We start from the raw sequence: 16,874 nt of genomic DNA, 5'->3' as shown, positions 1-16,874 counted from the left end.
AGGACCGTTTCAAGGAGTCACCCCCGGTCGGGAGCAGCTCGCAGGGCGGGCAGTTCGGCCATTGTGCGGAAGGTGCTCAGACGAGGGAAGAGTTGAAGAGCCCACTCGCCAGGGGCGTTGGCGCATCGCAGGCGGATTCCGGCTAGAGGTCGTGGCGTCCACTGCCGAAATCGTTATGCAGTCGCCGAAGATTCCCGTACAACCTTTTGCGGACCTTCGTTTGACCAGGTGCTTAGCGTCCGATTGGCTAGAAGTACTCCAGCGCGATCGAATGCTGGGCTAACGTGCGGCGCGTACCAAGGTCTCGACACGCGATACCCGAAGCGACGTGATTCACAGGTTTCGTCGCCATTTGGCTTGCCCTCTCATCGAAGGAGGGCAACAGATGAAAGGAACAACGTGTCCCCTCGCCCCAGGCGAAGATGGCCACTCCACTCGATGGCCCTTGGAACGGCCCTGCTCATGGCAAGTAGCACGGCTGTGGCGGCAGATTCGGCCGCACGTCATAGCGCACAAGAGACGGCCAGTGAGGTCGCAGCGATCGAACAGGTCCTCCCGGGCGATGCCGGTGAAGTGCCGACTGCCCGATTCCAGGCTCGTCGTGACACCAAGCCGGTGGAACTGGTTTCCCGGCGAACTGAGACCTCTCAGACTTTCGCCAACCCCGATGGTTCGTTCACGACAGAAATGACGTCAGGGCCCGAGCGCATAAAGCAAGAAGGGAAGTGGCGCGAAGTAGACGTAAGGCTCGCAAACCTGGGCGGTGGCGTGGTCGGGCCCAAGGTGCATCCCGAGAGCCTGCACGTGTCGCCGGGTGGCGGTCGCGTGGCGCGGTCGCTGAACGATTCGCGAACGGCCGCGCCACGAGATCTGGTCACTCTCGGTACGGGTAACGATCAGATACACCTGCAATGGAAGGGCGGGCTCCCTGCTCCGGAGCTTTCCGGAACCACGGCCCGCTACAGGAAGGCCCTGCCCGGGGCGGACGTACTCGTGGAGGCGACGCGTAGCGGATTCGCACAGTACGTAGAACTCGCCGAGCGGCCCACCGAGGAGGACTACTCCTACGTTCTGCCCGTCAAGTCCAAGGGCTTGGAGGCCACCGAGCAAGCGGATGGCTCGGTGCACTTTATCGATGTTCGGTCCGGCTCAGTACGCGCCGTGATGCCCGCTCCGATCATGTGGGATGCCACCGTTGACGCGCCCTCAGGCAAGCACAGTCGACGTGCTGCCGTCAGCATGGACGTCGTCAACAAGGGCAGCGGCACCATTGACCTCGTTATCAGGCCGGACCGTAATTTCCTCGCTGATAAGAACACGCGCTACCCAGTCACCATCGACCCCTCCACCTCGGCGCTGTCGAACGTCTTCGACACCTACGTTCAGCGTGGCGACGACCGAGACTGGTCCTCCGACACGGAACTGGACTTCGGTAACCCAGGCACATCGAACCCAGACGGTAGCAACCGTGCGGCTCGCTCCTTTATTCACTGGAACACGGAGCCGATCAAGGATGCCTTGATCGCCAAGGCTGAGTTGCAGCTCTACAACTTCCACTCAGGCAACACCGACTGTAAGGACTACCCGTGGACCGTGTGGGATACCGGCGCGGCTGCTACCACTTCGCGGTGGAGCAACCAGCCTGAATGGCGCCAGGAGTACCACTCATCCACCCAGACGAAGGGAAACCCTGACTGCGGCGCCGACGGGTGGATCGCAGCGGATGCGACCGAGCTAGTCCAGACTTGGGCGTCCGCCAAGGTTTCCACGGGCCACATGGGACTGCGCACCACCAGCGATGACCCCAAGATGTGGAAGCGGGTCAACTCCTCCGACAACGCCGAGAACCCGCCTGAGCTGTCGGTCAACTACAACTACCGCCCTCAAACTGGCGTGCACCACCGAGCCGGCCCTCCTTACGCGTACGGCAACGGGGAGTGGATCGTAAACAGCACTACCCCCGTGCTTCGCGCGAGCTTTGACGACGTCGATGGCGACACGGTCAACGGCACCTTCGAGATCCGCGACCGGGCCACCGGCGCGACCGTGGGAAACTACTTGGTGTCGAACTGGGTTCCGGCCGGCGAACCCGCCTCGGTCACCGTACCTTCAGGGCTGTTGCGAGACGGGGGGCGTTACGAGTTCCGTACCTCAGCCTATGACGGCACACACCACAACACTGGCTGGTCCGCATGGCAGCCATTTCGGGTGGACTCTGCATTCGATGCGGTCACTCTCACTCGCATCGCCGGCACCGATGTCACCGACACTACGGTGAAGATTTCCCAGGCGCGCTGGAAGTCAGTTGGTGCGACCAGTGGCCATTCTGCCGAGGCAGCAGTTATCACGTCGAGTGCCGAGCACCACGACGGGGCCGTAGGCATTCCGTTGGCCAAGGCGAAGAAGGGGCCGCTCCTGACGAACAGCACCGATGCTCTCGATGCCAAGGTGGCACTTGAGCTGACTCGGATACTTCCCTCGGGGAAGACTGTCTATCTCGTTGGTTCTTCCGTGAGTGCGGCGGTGGAAAAATCCGTAAGAGACCGTGGTTACACCACCGTTCGCTTTGCCGGAGTCACTCCGACGGAGACCTCCCTCAAGGTTGCGCGCGATGGCCTCAGCGCTCGCGGTCAGGTGGCGGTGGCGTCAGCAGATAGCTGGAAGGACAGCGTGAGTGCGGCCAGCGCTGTTGCAGCGGTGGACGGTGCTTTGATCCTGAGCGACGGCCCCACGCTCGATGTGGAGGCCAGGAAGTGGCTCGACGGGCTGCCCGACTCCACGAAGGTGACTGCTGTGGGCGGCCCGGCTCGTCGTGCCTATGCGAGTACCGACACCGCCGTAGTTGGCCGAGACGCCATCGAGACCAGTGCGTTCATCGCGGACAAGTTCATGCCCGAGCCGGGTCGTGTGGGCATGACGACAACGAAGGACTACCGCGACGGACTGAGTGCGGGTGCTTACGCAGCCGCTGAGAGCATGCCCCTCCTCCTCAACTCGCCCACTGTGCTTGACCAGGGGTCCAAGTGGTTCGGTGAGGACCACAGCGCGTCCGCCCGCAACGTGACGCTGTTCGGCGGTACGAGTGCGCTGTCGGACCCAGTGGGTTCTGCGGCGAAGAAGGCCGCGACCGAGCAGTTCATCGATGGCGAGATCGTGCCGGCCGGAGAGAGCCCGGGCACTGAGGACAAGGTAAAAGATCTTGTCATCATCCCCGACTGGGCCGATGAGGCGACAACTCGCGGATACGACGGAGGGATGAACGACTCCGAATTCGATTACTGTAAGTGGCCGAGCCGGTGGAGTGTCTGCAAGAAGGCCAAGGACGCCGCGACGCATGCCCAAGCATGGGCGAACGTGGAAGGAAAGCCGGGTGGTGCTTGGCCCGGTAGTGCGGGAAACGGTGGGAAGAAGGACGCTTACCGACACTGCATCTGGAACGGCAAGATGGCCCTGGAGATGGGCTCCAAGACGGCCAAGGGCTTCGCCGACCGGCACGAGAAGGGGCCGAAGCCCCCGAACATGAGCGAGGCCGTAGCACGTAGGCATCACGAGATGGACTACTACAACAATGCATGGGGACGCTTCTACGGGCAGTACGCCCAGGACGCCCAAATCCCCTCCGACCAGGCGTATTCGCAGGTCAAGGGATGGTGCCTGCTTTCCGTGAATGACGGAACGCTGGACTACATGAAGCACTAGCAAGGCAAACCGCTGAGTGTGGACGTCCCACGCCGGGGCGTTCACACTCAGCGACGAGAGGCAACGAGACGATGAGCACCCCGCACCGACTGACGCGGCTCATGATCCAGGCCCTGCTCGTCGCCCAGATGATCGTGGTCTCCGCGTACTGCTTCTGGTTCGTGCCCACCTTCGCGGGCGGCATCGGGCCCGATGACGAGACCACCGGCGGCCCCAGCGACGCCCTGGTGGTCGCCGCCCTGGTCTTCGGCGTGGTCGTCGTGGCGTTGGACGCCGTGGCCTGCCGGGGCATCGCCCGCGCGGGGCGCGGGGCTGGGCCCGTGCGCCGGCCGCTGCTGGTGGCCGGAGCGGCGCAGGCCCTCATCGTGGTCTGTGCCCTGGTCGCCGGCTCGGCCGTGGCGGCGGCCGGCGCCGGCCTCCTGCTCGTGTTGCTGGCCGCCGCGCGCCCGCGAGGCCGGCCGCGCCTTCGGTGATCCGCCCGCCGGCTCAGCCGGGCGAGCGCGGCGCGGGGATGCGGGGCGTCTGCCCGCCCTCGGCGGGGGGTGGCGACGGTGGCAGCGGCAACGGGAGGCCGGGCAGGCCGTCGATGCTCGTGGCGATGTGCTCCTTGCGCTGGAAGTAGGCGTTGAGCGACGCGTCGTCCTCGCGCGCGAAGCGCCGGGCGTGCAGCGCGCGGTCCTCGCGGTAGTCCATCAGGGGGACCGCGTAGCCGCAGGTGTCCCGGACGAGTTCGGCGGTCACCAGGATGACGGCCCGCAGCCCGTGCGGCTCCGGGTCCACGGCGGGGAAGTGCCGCAGGAGATCGACCCAGCGCGGGTCGTCGCGGAAGACGGGCTCGCCCCGCCCGTGCACCCGCACGATGTTCGGCGGCCCGTCGAAGGCACACCACATCAACGTGATGCGGCCGTTTTCCCGCAGATGGGCGATGGTCTCCGCGTTGCTGCCGGCGAAGTCGAGATACGCCACGGTCCGCTCGTCCAGCACCGCGAACGACCCCGCGACGCCCTTGGGCGAGAGGTTGACGGTGCCCTCACCGGACAGCGGCGCGGTGGCGGTGAAGAAGATCTTCTGCTCCTCGATGAAGGCGCGCAACCGTCCCTCGATGCGTTCGTATGTCTTTCCCATGCCTCGCATGATGAGGAGGGGTACTGGACGATGACTGGAGGCGATCATGGCCCGAGCGGTGAAGGTGCGGGTGCGCCGGGTGTACGAGGAGCCGGCGGCCGACGACGGGGCCCGCGTCCTGGTGGACCGGATCTGGCCACGCGGCCTGGCGAAGGACGCGGCGCGCCTGGACGACTGGTGCAAGGACGCGGCACCCTCCACGGAACTGCGCCGCTGGTACGGCCACGACCCGGCCCGCCGCGACGAGTTCGCCCGCCGCTACCAGGCGGAACTGGCGGAACCCACGGCCCGTGAGGCCCTCGACCAGCTCCACGACCGGGCCAGGCACGGCACCCTGACCCTGCTGACGGCGACGAAGGACCTCGACCTCAGCCACGCGGCGATCCTGGCGGACACCGTACGCGAGGGACGCTGAGCCGGGAGCCGGGAGCCGGGAGCCGGGAGCCGGGAGCCGGGAGCCGACGTTACGGCGCCTTCTCGCCGGCCCGGTCGGCGCACCCGGGCCCCTGGCCGGCGGGGGACGGTGCCGGCGGGGAGGGCGTGGCCGGGGTGCCCGTGGTCGGTGCCTGGGGAGCGGGCAGGTCGCGGCGCGTGCGGAGCGGGGAGAGGAAGACCGGGAGGAACGCCGTGGCGAGGATCGCGCCGCCCACCCAGAGCGCGGCGCGCACGCTGGCCACCTCGCCGAGCAGGCCCGCCGCCGCCGCGCCGACGGCGAGCGCGCCTGTGAGGACGAAGCGGAAGGTGGCGTTCATCCGGCCGAGCAGCGCGTCGGCGGTCATGTGCTGGCGCAGGCTGACCCCGAGCACGTTGTCCATGCCCGTCTTGAACATCACCAGCAGCCACCCCGCGCCGGCCACCCACAGCCAGGGCCCGCGGTCGAGGAGCGGTACCAACAAACCAGCGGGCGCCACGCACAGGCCGGCCAGGCCCAGCGTGCGGCCGTAGCCGAGGAGGGACGCGGCGCGGCGGGCGCAGCGCGCGCCGAGCAGGAGGCCGACCCCGCCCGCGGCCCAGAACAGGCCGAGCGCGCCCGCCGGGTAACCGAGGTCCCGGACGAAGAGGACGGGCAGCATGGTGTTGATGAGCTGGCCGCCGAGGTTGATGAGGCCGGCCGTCAGGGCGAGGGCGCGTAGCTCCGGGTTGCCGAACACGTGCCGCAGGCCCTCCGCGATCTGGGCCCGGAGCCGGATGGTGGGCCCGGGGCGCGGGGCCGGGGTGTGGCGGATCGCGATCAGCCGCAGGGCGCTGGCCAGGTAGCTCGCGGCGGTGCAGGCCACGGCGATGGGCGCGGTCAGCAGTTGGACGAGCCCGCCGCCGGCGCCGCGTCCGGCCACGCTGCTGACCGCGCTGAGGCTGACGACCGCGGCGTTCGCCGGCACCAGCGCCGAGCGGCCCACGAGTTGTGGCAGCACGCTCTGCGAACCGATGTCGAAGAAGACCGTGGCGCAGCCGCCCAGCAGCACGACGGCGAACAACTGGCCCATGGTGAGCGCGTCCAGCCACCAGGCCACCGGGACCGAGGCGTACAGCGCCGCCCGCGTCAGGTCGGCGGCGATCAGTACCCGGCGGTGGCGCATCCGGTCCACCCAGGCCCCGGCGGGCAGCCCGATGAGCAGGAAGGCGAGCGTGCTCAGCGTGGCGAGGGCGCCGACCTGGCCGGGGGAGGCGTCGAGCGCGGAGACGGCGATGAGGGGCACGGCGACGTAGCCGACGTGCGTACCGAGCTGGCTGAGGGCCGATGCCGTGAACAGCGTGCGGAAGTCGGCGACGTGCCAGGGGGATGCGGGTCTCATGGTCCGTTCGTCCGCTCGTGTGCCAGGGGTGAGCCGGCCCCGGGGCCGGGGCGATGTCACCCTGCCCGAGCGAACTCCGCAGAACAAGTGAAATGTTCTCCGGGTGTTTATGTAGCGCGACTGCGAGGTCACGGGGGCGGCCGGCGCGTGCGCCGCGCCCACGCCCGGCGCGTTGACGAAACATACGGAGGGATGCATACTTATGCCAGTCAGCGTATGCACCGTAAGGAGAAACCCGTGACCGAGCGCGTCGTACTCGCCTACTCGGGCGGCCTTGACACCTCCGTCTGCATCGGTTGGATCGCCGAGGAGACGGGCGCGGAGGTCATCGCCGTGGCCGTGGACGTCGGACAGGGCGGCGAGGACCTGGACGTCATCCGCAAGCGCGCGCTCGCCTGCGGTGCGGTGGAGGCGGAGGTCGCCGACGCCAAGGACGAGTTCGCCGACGAGTACTGCCTCCCGGCGATCAGGGCCAACGCGCTCTACATGGACCGCTACCCGCTGGTCTCCGCGCTCTCCCGGCCCACCATCGTCAAGCACCTGGTGGCCGCCGCCAAGAAGCACGGCGCGAGCACCGTGGCCCACGGCTGCACCGGCAAGGGCAACGACCAGGTCCGCTTCGAGGCCGGCATCTCCTCGCTCGCGCCCGACCTGAAGTGCATCGCCCCGGTCCGCGACTACGCCATGACCCGGGACAAGGCCATCGCCTTCTGCGAGGAGAAGAACCTCCCGATCGCGACCACCAAGAAGTCCCCGTACTCCATCGACCAGAACGTCTTCGGGCGGGCCGTGGAGACCGGCTTCCTGGAGGACATCTGGAACGCGCCGATCGAGGACGTCTACGACTACACCTCGAACCCGGCCACGCCGCGCGACGCCGACGAGGTGATCATCACCTTCAAGGAGGGCGCGCCGGTCGCCATCGACGGCAAGCCCGTCACCGTCCTGCAGGCCATCCAGCAGCTCAACGAGCGCGCCGGCGCGCAGGGCATCGGCCGCATCGACATCGTCGAGGACCGCCTGGTCGGCATCAAGTCCCGGGAGATCTACGAGGCGCCCGGCGCCATCGCGCTGATCACCGCCCACCAGGAGCTGGAGAACGTCACCGTCGAGCGTGAACTGGCCCGCTACAAGCGGCAGGTCGAGCAGCGCTGGAGCGAGCTGGTCTACGACGGCCTGTGGTTCTCGCCGCTCAAGCGGGCCCTGGACGGCTTCATCGCCGAGGCCAACCAGCAGGTCTCCGGCGACATCCGGATGACCCTGCACGGTGGCCGCGCGGTCGTCACCGGGCGGCGCTCCGAGCAGTCGCTGTACGACTTCAACCTCGCCACCTACGACACCGGCGACACCTTCGACCAGTCGCTGTCCAAGGGCTTCATCGAGATCTTCGGCATGTCCTCGAAGATCGCCGCCAAGCGCGACCTGGCCTGAGCGCCACCCTCGCCAGCGCCCACCGCCTCCTCGCCCCCGTGGCGGGGAGGCGGTCGCACACTGACTTCCCGAGCGTCCTTCCCGAGGAGACAACAGTTGAGCAGCAACAGCGGTGACGTCCGGCTGTGGGGCGGGCGGTTCGCCGACGGTCCCGCCGAGGCCCTGGCCGCCCTCTCGGCCTCCGTCCACTTCGACTGGCGGCTGGCCCCGTACGACATCGCGGGCTCGCGCGCGCACGCCCGCGTGCTGCACACCGCCGGGCTGCTCACCGCCGACGAGCTGACCCGCATGCTGAAGGGGCTGGACCAGCTCGAAGCCGATGTGGCGGCCGGCTCCTTCGTGGGGACCGTCGCCGACGAGGACGTGCACACCGCCCTGGAGCGTGGCCTGCTTGAGCGGCTCGGCCCCGACCTCGGCGGCAAGCTGCGCGCCGGCCGCTCCCGCAACGACCAGATCGCCACCCTCTTCCGGATGTACCTGCGCGACCACGCCCGGATCATCGGCGGGCTGCTCGCCGACCTCCAGGACGCGCTGGTCTCGCTGGCCGAGGCGCACCCGGACGCCGCCATGCCGGGCCGCACCCACCTCCAGCACGCCCAGCCGGTGCTCTTCGCCCACCACGTGCTCGCCCACGTGCAGGCCCTGGGCCGGGACGCGGAGCGGCTGCGCCAGTGGGACCAGCGCACCGCCGTCTCGCCGTACGGCTCCGGCGCGCTCGCCGGCTCCTCGCTCGGCCTCGACCCGGAGGCGGTCGCGGCCGACCTCGGGTTCGAGCGCGGAGCGTCCGGCAACTCCATCGACGGAACCGCCGCCCGTGACTTCGCCGCCGAGTTCGCCTTCATCACGGCGATGATCGGCGTCGACCTGTCGCGGATCGCCGAGGAGGTCATCCTGTGGAACACGAAGGAGTTCTCCTTCGTGACGCTGCACGACGCGTTCTCCACCGGCTCCTCGATCATGCCGCAGAAGAAGAACCCGGACATCGCCGAGCTGGCCCGTGGCAAGTCGGGGCGCCTCATCGGCAACCTGACCGGCCTGCTGGCCACGCTCAAGGCGCTGCCGCTGGCGTACAACCGCGACCTCCAAGAGGACAAGGAGCCGGTCTTCGACTCCTGTGACCAGCTGGAGGTCCTGCTGCCCGCGTTCACCGGCATGATGGCGACCCTCACCGTGCACGAGGAGCGGATGGCCGAGCTGGCCCCCGCCGGCTTCTCGCTCGCCACCGACATCGCCGAGTGGCTGGTCCGGCAGGGCGTGCCGTTCCGGGTCGCGCACGAGGTCGCCGGGGAGTGCGTGAAGGTGTGCGAGGCGGCGGGCATCGAGCTCGACCAGCTCACCGACGAGCAGTTCGCCGCGATCTCGCCGCACCTGACGCCCGAGGTGCGCACCGTGCTGAACGTGCCCGGCGCGCTGGCCGCGCGGGACGGGCGCGGCGGCACCGCGCCGTCGGCCGTCGCGCTCCAGTTGGCCGAGGTGAAGGCCGACCTGGCCGTCCAGCGGGACTGGGCCGAGGCCAAGCGGTAGCGCGCCGCGCGCTCAGCGCCACACGAGGCCGGGCAGGCTCATCGGGAGCCTGCCCGGCCTCGTGCGTGTTCGCCGCCCGGCCGGCGGTGGGGCGGGGTGCGGGCGCGACCACGGTGAGACATCAACGTCTCATGTGGCGTATGGTTGTCTCATGACGGTGGATAAAAGCCACGTGCTACGCACGGCGGCGACCCTGCTCACCCGCAAGGCGACCGCCTCCCTGGACGAGATCGCCAAGGCGGCCGGCATCAGCCGCGCCACGCTGCACCGCCACTTCGCGGGCCGCGACGCGCTCATCAAGGCCTTGGAGGAACTCGGTATCGCGCGCTTCGAGGCGGCGTTGGACGCCGCGGCCATCGAGGAGGGCGACGCCACCGGCGCGCTGCGCCGGCTGATCACCCACATCGAGCCCGAGGCCGCGCTGCTGGCCTTCCTCACCACCGAGAACCAGCTCTTCGAGGGCGAGACGCACGCGGGCTGGGACCGTCTGGACGAGCGGATGAACAGACTGTTCCGACGCGGACAGGAGAGCGGCGAGTTCCGCGTCGACCTGACCGCCGCCTGGTGCACGGAGGCGTTGTACGGCCTCGTCGGGGCCGCGGCCTGGGCCGTGCACGCCGGTCGGATCGCCCCCAGGGACACCGAGAAGATGATCGCCGAGCTGCTGTTGGGCGGCGTGCGACGGAGCATGGAGCAATGAGCAGTCGGATAGTGACGACGGGCCCCGGCGCCCACCCCAGCCCCGAGACCGCGCGCCCCGGGCGCTGGCTGGCGCTGGCCGTGCTGGTGCTGGCGGTGCTGCTGGTCGCGGTGGACGCCACCGTGCTCGGCCTGGCCACCCCCTTCCTCAGCGAGGACCTGCGCCCGTCGGGCACCCAGTTGCTGTGGATCGGCGACGTCTACTCCTTCGTCATCGCCGGCCTGCTCGTCTCCATGGGCAGCCTCGGTGACCGGATTGGCCGTAAGAAGCTGCTGCTGATCGGTTCGGTGGCCTTCGGCGCGATCTCCGTGCTCAACGCGTACGCGACCAGTCCGGAGATGATGATCGTGGCGCGGGCGCTGCTCGGCGTCGCCGGCGCCACGCTGATGCCCGCCACCCTCGCGCTGATCCGCAACCTCTTCCACGACCCCAGGGAGCGCAGCCTGGCCGTCGGCATCTGGGGCGCGACGGCCTCGGCCGGCGCGGCGGTCGGCCCCGTCGTGGGCGGCTTCCTGCTGGAGCACTTCTGGTGGGGCTCGGTCTTCCTGATCAACCTGCCGGTGATGATCGTGCTCGTCCTGGTCGGCATGCGGCTGCTGCCCGAGTCGCGCGACCCCTCGCCCGGCCCCTGGGACCTGCCCAGCGTAGGACTCTCCCTGGTCGGCATCATCGGCGTCGTCTACACCGTCAAGGAGGCGGCGGCGCACGGCGCGGGCTGGGACATCGCCGCCGCCGGCGTGCTCGGGGTCGCGGCCCTGACCTGGTTCGTACGCCGCCAGCTCACCCTGCCGTCGCCGCTGCTGAACATGCGGCTCTTTCACCACCGGGGCTTCTCCGGGGCCGTCCTCGCCGACCTGCTGACCATTCTCGGCCTGTCCGGCCTGGTCTTCTTCCTGTCCCAGTTCCTCCAGCTCGTCCAGGACCGGGAGCCGCTGGAAGCCGGGCTCGCCGAGCTGCCGGCCGCGGTCGGCGCGGTCTCCGCCGGCCTGGTCGCCGGTCTGGTCGCGCGCCGGTTCTCGGTGCGCGTCGTGGTCTCCGGCGGGCTGGCGGCCGTCGGCCTGGCGCTGGCCGCGCTGGCCTGGCTGGAGAGCGACACCGGATACCCGCTGCTCGGCGCCGTGCTGCTGGTCGTCGGCGTCGGGGCCGGGTTCTCTTTCACCGTCACCGCCGACGTGATCCTCTCCAGCGTGCCGGGCGACCAGGCCGGCGCCGCGTCGGCGGTCTCCGAGACCGCGTACGAACTGGGCGCCGCGCTCGGCATCGCGCTGCTCGGCTCCATCGTCACCGGCGTCTACCGCGACTTCGCGACCCCGGGCGACATCCCGGACAAGGCGGCGGCCGAGGCCCACGAGTCGCTCGGCGGCGCGGTCGAGGCCACGCACGGACTGACCCCCGGTCAGGGCGAGGCGCTGCTCACGTCGGCGCGGGAGGCCTTCGTGGACGGGCTGCGGATCGCGGCGTCGGTGGGCGCCGCGGTGCTGCTCGCCACGGCCGTCGCCGCCTGGTTCCTGCTGCGCGGCCAGCGCCTGGCCGACACCGCGGCCGAAGCGGTGGCGCTGGCGGAGGCCGGCCAGAAAACGCCGCGCGGGGGCGAGTCCGGGCCGCCGCGCCCGTAGCGTCGTGTGGCCCGGCCCGCGCCGCTCGCCGCCCCCTGACCGGTACCGGCCCGCGCCAGGGGTGTTGGCGGCGGCGCGCCCGCGTCCCTCGCGGCCTCGACGCCGCCCGGGCGCGCCACACGCCCGCCGCCCGCCAGTGTCACTCGACTGGCGGGCGGCGTCGGGGTCTTGGGCGCGGACGGGCGCGCGGGCGGGAGCCGGGTTACGCGGCCCTGGCCTTCGTCGCGTACATGTCCACGTACTCCTGGCCGGAGAGGCGCATGACCTCGCTCATGACCTCGTCGGTCAGGGCCCGCAGCACGTAGCGGTCGCGCTCCATGCCGTCGTAGCGGGAGAAGTCCAGCGGCTCGCCGAAGCGGACGGTCACCGGCGCGATGTGCAGCCGGCCCTTGCCGCCGGGCTGCACCTTGTCGGTGCCGATCATCGCGAACGGGACCACGGCCGCGCCGGTCATCAGGGCCAGCCGGGCCACGCCGGTGCGCCCGCGGTAGAGGCGGCCGTCGGGGGATCGGGTGCCCTCCGGGTAGATGGCGAACACCTTGCCCTCCTCCAGCACGCGGCGGCCGGTCATCAGCGCCGCGACGCCGCCGTGCCCGCCGTCCCGGTCCACCGGGATCATGCCGCTGGTACGGAAGAACCACGCCATCAGCCGGCCCTTGAGCCCCTTGCCCGTCACGTACTCGTCCTTGCCGATGAAGTACACCGGTCGCTTGACGATCAGGGCGACGAACAGCGAGTCGACGAAGGTGACGTGGTTGCCCGCCAGGATCACCGGACCGTCGCCGGGAATGCGCTCCGCTCCCTCCACCTTCGGGCGGAACAGGACGCGCATGAGCACTCCGAGAATCGCCTTCAGCACGATGCGGGACAACGGACCCTCCGGTCGGTGGTGGTCGGAACGCGGCGCGCGGTGCGCGCCCGGCGGGGGTCGGCTCGCCCAACCGGGCCACCGGCCTCCCCGCGCAGGTGAGGACGATACTCGCGAGTACCCCCTGTGCGCACACCGGGCCCACGACGTGGAAGGGCGGGCCCACGGCTGTTCGTGCGCCGTTGGCACGGATGTCCACGGCCCGCAAACTGGGGACGCCTACGATCGCCCCCTCGAACAGGCAAGACGAGGAGTACGCATGGAGCAGGAGCAGCGGCCCGGACGGCGCACCCTACTGGGCGCCGCCGTCATCGGCGCCGGAGCGATGGTGCTGTCCGGCACCGGCACGGCCACCGCCGCCGGACGGGGCCACGGACACGGCCAGCACGGACGTGACCTGCCGGTGCCCACGGTCGTCGCCCACCGCGGGGCCAGCGGCTACCGCCCCGAGCACACCCTCGGCGCGTACCAGCTCGCCCTCGACATGGGCGCCCACGTCATCGAACAGGACCTGGTGCCGACCAAGGACGGGCACCTGGTGTGCCGTCACGAGAACGACATCACCGGCACCACGGACGTCGCCTCGCACCCGGAGTTCGCCGACCGCAAGGCGACCAAGACGGTGGACGGCACCAAGCTCACCGGCTGGTTCACCGAGGACTTCACGCTCGCCGAGCTGAAGACCCTGCGGGCCACCGAGCGCATCCCCGGCACCCGCCGGCAGAACACGCTCTACGACGGCCGCTGGGAGGTGCCCACCTTCGCCGAGGTCCTGGAGTGGGCCGAGCGCGAGGGCAAGCGGCGCGGGCGCCGCGTCTGGCTGCACATCGAGACCAAGCACCCCACCTACTTCCGCGACATCGGCCTCGCGCTGGAGCCGAGGCTGGCCAAGCTGCTGCGCGCCTACGGGCGGCACCGGCACAACTCGCCCAACTTCGTCCAGTCCTTCGAGCCCACCAGCATCGAGCGACTGAGCAAGCTGGTCTCGTGCCCCGGCGTGGTGCTGCTGTCCTCCGCCTCTTCGCGCCCCTGGGACTTCGTCCAGGCCGGTGACCCGCGCACCGTGGCCGACCTGGTCACGCCGAAGGGCCTGGCGTGGATCGCCCGCTTCGCGCGCGGCATCGGCCCCGACCTGTCGCTGGTCATCCCGCGCGACAAGAGCGGCAAGCTCGGTACGCCCACCACGCTGGTGCGCGACGCCCACGCGAAGAAGCTGCTCGTGCACCCGTACACGATGCGCAACGAGAACAGCTTCCTGCCGCTGGACTTCCGCAAGGGCACCGACCCGGCCGCGTACGGGGACGCCTTCGGCGCCCTCAAGCTCTACTTCGAGCAGGGCATCGACGGCATCTTCTCGGACCACCCCGACACGGCGCTGCTCGCCCGCGCCGACTTCGTCGGGAAGTAGCCGCCCGCGCGCGGGGACAGCCCCTCTCGGGGGGAGGCTGACCCCGCGTCGGAGCGTGGGTCGCCGCGACGGGGGAAGCGGCGGCGGCCGGGCGCGCCCCGGGCCGGTCCAGCCACCGGCCCGGGGCGCGCCGTACGTGAGGCCCCGTCAAGGGCGCGGCCGGGTGTTGCCCGGTCGGGTGACGCCCGCCGGCGACGGCAACCGGTGGCGTGCGGGGCACTGTCTAGCGCGGCATGACCCCCTCCCTCCCCGCGCCCCGCACCCCCGGCACGCGCCCCGACCGGGCGCCCACCTCCGATGGCCCCGCCTCCGCCGCCCCCGCCCACGCCCCGGATGGCGAGGAGTTACTGGCGACGCTCGGCCCGCTGCTGGTGGCGGAGGCGGCGGCCGAGGCGGCCGGCGCCGGCCTCGACCCTGCCGACCTCGAACAGGCGGTGTGGGTACGGCTCCTGGAGCGGGCCGGGACGGGCGCCTCTCCAGCCCGGCCCGCCGGCTGGGTGCCCTGGCTGCGCGCCGCGGTCCGGGCCGAGGCCAGGGGCGCGCGGCGACGGGCCCGGTGGGAGGTGCCGTACGACGGGATCGACGGCGTGCCCGTCCCGCTCGGCGCGTCGGACACCGAGGGGATGACGCTGGCCGCGGAAGAGGTGCGCCGGGTGCGCGCCGCGGTGCGCGAACTGCCCGGCCGGTGCCCGCGGGTGCTGCTGGCGATGATGTCGACCAGAGACGCGACCTACCGTGAAATCGCCGGTGAGTTGGGAATCTCACAGGGGAGTCTGGGGCCGGTACGTTCCCGTTGCCTTGGATGCCTGCGCAGAATGCTGCTGGCGGAGGTTGCCGCTCCTGAACCCTGGGGAATGGAGCGATAGACAATCGGCGCCACGGAGGCGACGCCTACCCCGCGGCGACTCCTGTCAGGGCACCCCACGTCCCGCCGCACCATCTCCCTCACCGCGGCCGGGGCACACACAGAGGAGGCATGCGCACATGGGCATGAGCGTGACCATCTCTCCGGCGAGCGAGCAGGACGCCGAGCAGATCCTCAAGCTCCAGTACCTCTGCTACCAGAGCGAGGCCGAGCTGTACGGCGACTACTCCATCGAGCCGCTGACCCAAACCCTCGACGACCTCCGTGCCGAGCTGGGCAACGGCTGGGTGCTGGTGGCCCGGCTCGGCGAGGAGGTCGTCGGTTCGGTGCGGGGCGCCGTGCACGAGGACGGAACCGCCGCGATCGCGGGGCTGATCGTCCACCCGCGCATGCAGCGGCACGGCCTCGGCGGCCGGTTGTTGGCGGCCATCGAGATGCGGTTGGCGGCGGAGCAGGTCAAGCGGTACCGACTCAGCACCGGGCACCGCAGCGAGGGCAACCTGCGGCTGTACCGCAAGTACGGCTACGCGCAGGTCGGCACCGAGCGGGTCAGCCGCTCGCTGAGCGTCGTCACGCTGGAGAAGCGGGCCGCGGCCGAGGCGTTCGCCGCGAGCGCGTAGGGCCAGCGCCCAACCGGGCGGATGCCTCCACACCCGTCGCCGCGTCACCCGTCGGGCCGGCACCAGCCGGGCCGACGGGTGGCGTGGCGCGTTCGGCAGCGGTAGCACACCTGACGACGAGGGACGCCGGGCTGCCGCGGCACCGCGCGCGACGCGGCCGCCCGGCTGCGTCGTGGCGCTCGCCGGGCGACATCCGGATGAGGGCCACAACGGGGTGCCGCATCCAGCGCGACCTCTCATCTGCCACGGGTCGCTACAGCGCGAGCCGGACGATACGCGACATCGTTGATATAGAGAGGGAGGGGTCGTCATGGCATCTCACGCACCACAGAGCACCCCAGCACAGCTCGCCGACATGCGCCGGGCCGCCGGACTGACCCAGCGGGAACTGGCTCAACTGTCCGGCGTCGCCCAGCCCAACATCGCCGCCTACGAGAACGGCACCCGCCGGCCCTCGCCGAAGATGCTGGCACGCCTCACCGCCGCCACCAAGCCGCGGGCGTCCGTCGCACTGGCCCGGAGCAAGGCCGAGGTGAAGGCGCTCGCCGCCCGCCACAAGGCGCTGAGCGTCAAGGTCTTCGGTTCGGTCGCCCGAGGTGAGGACCGCCCGGGAAGCGACCTGGACCTGCTGGTGAAATTCGCACCCGACGCTTCCCCGTTCGACCAGATCGAGCTCGCCCAGGATCTGGAGGACACCCTCGGAGTCAAGGTCGACGTCATCAGCGAGGGCGGCCTGCGCGGGAGCCACGACACCATCGTGGCCGAGGCCAAGCCCCTGTGAGCACCGTGCGGCCCGAACCGCCCCGTCGGGAGTCCCTGGACGCACGCACCCGTCAAACCCTCCTCGACTTCCTCGACTTCGCCGCCACCGGCGCCCGACTCGTCGCGCGCGGACGTGAGACCTACGACGGCGATGAGATGCTCCGGCTCTCGGCCGAGGCGATCCCGCACCGCATCGGGGAGGCGGTGAACCGCCTCGACGGTGAGTTCACGGCGGCGCACCCCGAGGTCCGATGGCGTGCGATGAAGGGCATGCGCAACCTCGTCGCCCACGACTACGGAGCCGTCGACTACGGCATCCTCTGGAACGCCCTGGCGCACAGCCTCCCCCAGGAAGCCGCCCACGTGCGGAGAATCCTCGACGAGGGGCTATGAACCCCCCGGAACACTCACGCACCGCGCAAGGCCGTCTCCACTGGGCCGGCGGCGCCTGGCGCCGCCACGG

At 70.6% G+C, this 16,874-nt stretch carries 15 protein-coding genes; 12 read left to right on the top strand and 3 right to left on the bottom strand.

Features of this window, described 5'->3' with window-relative positions:
- Nucleotides 1–480: 480 nt before the first annotated feature.
- Complete coding sequence (locus tag OYE22_RS04265; RefSeq protein ID WP_277319151.1) at nucleotides 481–3,699, top strand: cell wall-binding repeat-containing protein; 3,219 nt, start codon at nucleotides 481–483, stop codon at nucleotides 3,697–3,699.
- A 71-nt stretch (nucleotides 3,700–3,770) separates the two neighbouring features.
- Nucleotides 3,771–4,172 carry a hypothetical protein gene (locus tag OYE22_RS04260; RefSeq protein ID WP_277319150.1) on the top strand — a complete coding sequence of 134 codons (402 nt, stop codon included), beginning with the start codon at nucleotides 3,771–3,773 and terminating at the stop codon, nucleotides 4,170–4,172.
- Nucleotides 4,173–4,185: 13 nt separating this feature from the next.
- Here OYE22_RS04260 and OYE22_RS04255 read toward each other — a convergent pair whose 3' ends face one another.
- Nucleotides 4,186–4,824, bottom strand: a complete 639-nt coding sequence (locus tag OYE22_RS04255) for a pyridoxamine 5'-phosphate oxidase family protein (protein ID WP_277319149.1) — start codon at nucleotides 4,822–4,824, stop codon at nucleotides 4,186–4,188.
- 46 nt (nucleotides 4,825–4,870) lie between these two features.
- Between OYE22_RS04255 and OYE22_RS04250 the strand changes: the two genes are divergently transcribed.
- On the top strand, nucleotides 4,871–5,239 hold the full coding sequence (locus OYE22_RS04250; RefSeq protein ID WP_277319148.1) for a DUF488 family protein: 369 nt from the start codon (nucleotides 4,871–4,873) through the stop codon (nucleotides 5,237–5,239).
- 49 nt (nucleotides 5,240–5,288) lie between these two features.
- Here OYE22_RS04250 and OYE22_RS04245 read toward each other — a convergent pair whose 3' ends face one another.
- Nucleotides 5,289–6,617: an MFS transporter gene (locus OYE22_RS04245; RefSeq protein WP_277319147.1), complete on the bottom strand. Its 1,329-nt coding sequence runs from the start codon at nucleotides 6,615–6,617 to the stop codon at nucleotides 5,289–5,291.
- A 237-nt stretch (nucleotides 6,618–6,854) separates the two neighbouring features.
- Here OYE22_RS04245 and OYE22_RS04240 point away from each other — a divergent pair, with 237 nt between their 5' ends.
- The 4 genes from OYE22_RS04240 (at nucleotide 6,855) to OYE22_RS04225 (ending at nucleotide 11,888) form a co-directional block, all read left to right on the top strand.
- Nucleotides 6,855–8,048 (top strand): argininosuccinate synthase, encoded by a 1,194-nt coding sequence (locus OYE22_RS04240; protein ID WP_277319146.1) that lies wholly within the window; start codon nucleotides 6,855–6,857, stop codon nucleotides 8,046–8,048.
- Between the two features lie 96 nt (nucleotides 8,049–8,144).
- Entirely contained in the window at nucleotides 8,145–9,572 is a 1,428-nt protein-coding gene (gene argH, locus OYE22_RS04235; protein WP_277319145.1) for an argininosuccinate lyase, read from the top strand.
- 151 nt (nucleotides 9,573–9,723) lie between these two features.
- Nucleotides 9,724–10,272 (top strand): TetR/AcrR family transcriptional regulator, encoded by a 549-nt coding sequence (locus OYE22_RS04230; RefSeq protein ID WP_277319144.1) that lies wholly within the window; start codon nucleotides 9,724–9,726, stop codon nucleotides 10,270–10,272.
- A complete protein-coding gene (locus OYE22_RS04225; RefSeq protein ID WP_277319143.1) occupies nucleotides 10,269–11,888 on the top strand; it encodes an MFS transporter in 1,620 nt (539 codons plus the stop codon). The genes OYE22_RS04230 and OYE22_RS04225 overlap by 4 nt, the downstream gene beginning before the upstream one ends.
- Nucleotides 11,889–12,090: 202 nt before the next feature.
- Here OYE22_RS04225 and OYE22_RS04220 read toward each other — a convergent pair whose 3' ends face one another.
- Nucleotides 12,091–12,759, bottom strand: coding sequence for a lysophospholipid acyltransferase family protein (locus OYE22_RS04220; RefSeq protein WP_187063698.1), 669 nt, complete (start codon nucleotides 12,757–12,759; stop codon nucleotides 12,091–12,093).
- 256 nt (nucleotides 12,760–13,015) lie between these two features.
- On the opposite strand from OYE22_RS04220, the gene OYE22_RS04215 reads away from it, so the two are divergent.
- The 5 genes from OYE22_RS04215 to OYE22_RS04195 all read left to right on the top strand — a co-directional run bounded on the left by OYE22_RS04215 (nucleotide 13,016) and on the right by OYE22_RS04195 (nucleotide 16,804).
- Complete coding sequence (locus tag OYE22_RS04215; protein WP_277319142.1) at nucleotides 13,016–14,164, top strand: glycerophosphodiester phosphodiesterase; 1,149 nt, start codon at nucleotides 13,016–13,018, stop codon at nucleotides 14,162–14,164.
- A gap of 233 nt (nucleotides 14,165–14,397) precedes the next feature.
- Nucleotides 14,398–15,030, top strand: a complete 633-nt coding sequence (locus OYE22_RS04210) for a sigma-70 family RNA polymerase sigma factor (RefSeq protein WP_277319141.1) — start codon at nucleotides 14,398–14,400, stop codon at nucleotides 15,028–15,030.
- 118 nt (nucleotides 15,031–15,148) lie between these two features.
- Nucleotides 15,149–15,649: a GNAT family N-acetyltransferase gene (locus tag OYE22_RS04205; protein WP_348652180.1), complete on the top strand. Its 501-nt coding sequence runs from the start codon at nucleotides 15,149–15,151 to the stop codon at nucleotides 15,647–15,649.
- Between the two features lie 310 nt (nucleotides 15,650–15,959).
- The gene (locus OYE22_RS04200) at nucleotides 15,960–16,430 is read left to right on the top strand and encodes a helix-turn-helix domain-containing protein (RefSeq protein WP_277319140.1); all 471 of its coding nucleotides are present in this window, start codon (nucleotides 15,960–15,962) and stop codon (nucleotides 16,428–16,430) included.
- The gene (locus OYE22_RS04195) at nucleotides 16,427–16,804 is read left to right on the top strand and encodes a DUF86 domain-containing protein (RefSeq protein WP_277319139.1); all 378 of its coding nucleotides are present in this window, start codon (nucleotides 16,427–16,429) and stop codon (nucleotides 16,802–16,804) included. The genes OYE22_RS04200 and OYE22_RS04195 overlap by 4 nt, the downstream gene beginning before the upstream one ends.
- Nucleotides 16,805–16,874 lie beyond the last annotated feature (70 nt).

This window comes from Streptomyces sp. 71268 (genome assembly GCF_029392895.1).
GTDB lineage: Bacteria > Actinomycetota > Actinomycetes > Streptomycetales > Streptomycetaceae > Streptomyces.
Note: the sequence above shows the minus strand (reverse complement) of the source record. Positions and strands in the feature narration are given on the sequence as shown.

What these genes read in the sequence shown, in the direction of transcription:
- OYE22_RS04260 (WP_277319150.1), top strand. Translation starts at nt 3,771, where the DNA reads ATGAGCACCCCGCACCGACTGACGCGGCTCATGATCCAGGCCCTGCTC.
- OYE22_RS04255 (WP_277319149.1), bottom strand. Translation starts at nt 4,824, where the DNA reads ATGGGAAAGACATACGAACGCATCGAGGGACGGTTGCGCGCCTTCATC.
- OYE22_RS04250 (WP_277319148.1), top strand. Translation starts at nt 4,871, where the DNA reads ATGGCCCGAGCGGTGAAGGTGCGGGTGCGCCGGGTGTACGAGGAGCCG.
- OYE22_RS04245 (WP_277319147.1), bottom strand. Translation starts at nt 6,617, where the DNA reads ATGAGACCCGCATCCCCCTGGCACGTCGCCGACTTCCGCACGCTGTTC.
- OYE22_RS04230 (WP_277319144.1), top strand. Translation starts at nt 9,724, where the DNA reads ATGACGGTGGATAAAAGCCACGTGCTACGCACGGCGGCGACCCTGCTC.
- OYE22_RS04225 (WP_277319143.1), top strand. Translation starts at nt 10,269, where the DNA reads ATGAGCAGTCGGATAGTGACGACGGGCCCCGGCGCCCACCCCAGCCCC.
- OYE22_RS04215 (WP_277319142.1), top strand. Translation starts at nt 13,016, where the DNA reads ATGGAGCAGGAGCAGCGGCCCGGACGGCGCACCCTACTGGGCGCCGCC.
- OYE22_RS04210 (WP_277319141.1), top strand. Translation starts at nt 14,398, where the DNA reads ATGACCCCCTCCCTCCCCGCGCCCCGCACCCCCGGCACGCGCCCCGAC.
- OYE22_RS04205 (WP_348652180.1), top strand. Translation starts at nt 15,149, where the DNA reads ATGGGCATGAGCGTGACCATCTCTCCGGCGAGCGAGCAGGACGCCGAG.
- OYE22_RS04200 (WP_277319140.1), top strand. Translation starts at nt 15,960, where the DNA reads ATGGCATCTCACGCACCACAGAGCACCCCAGCACAGCTCGCCGACATG.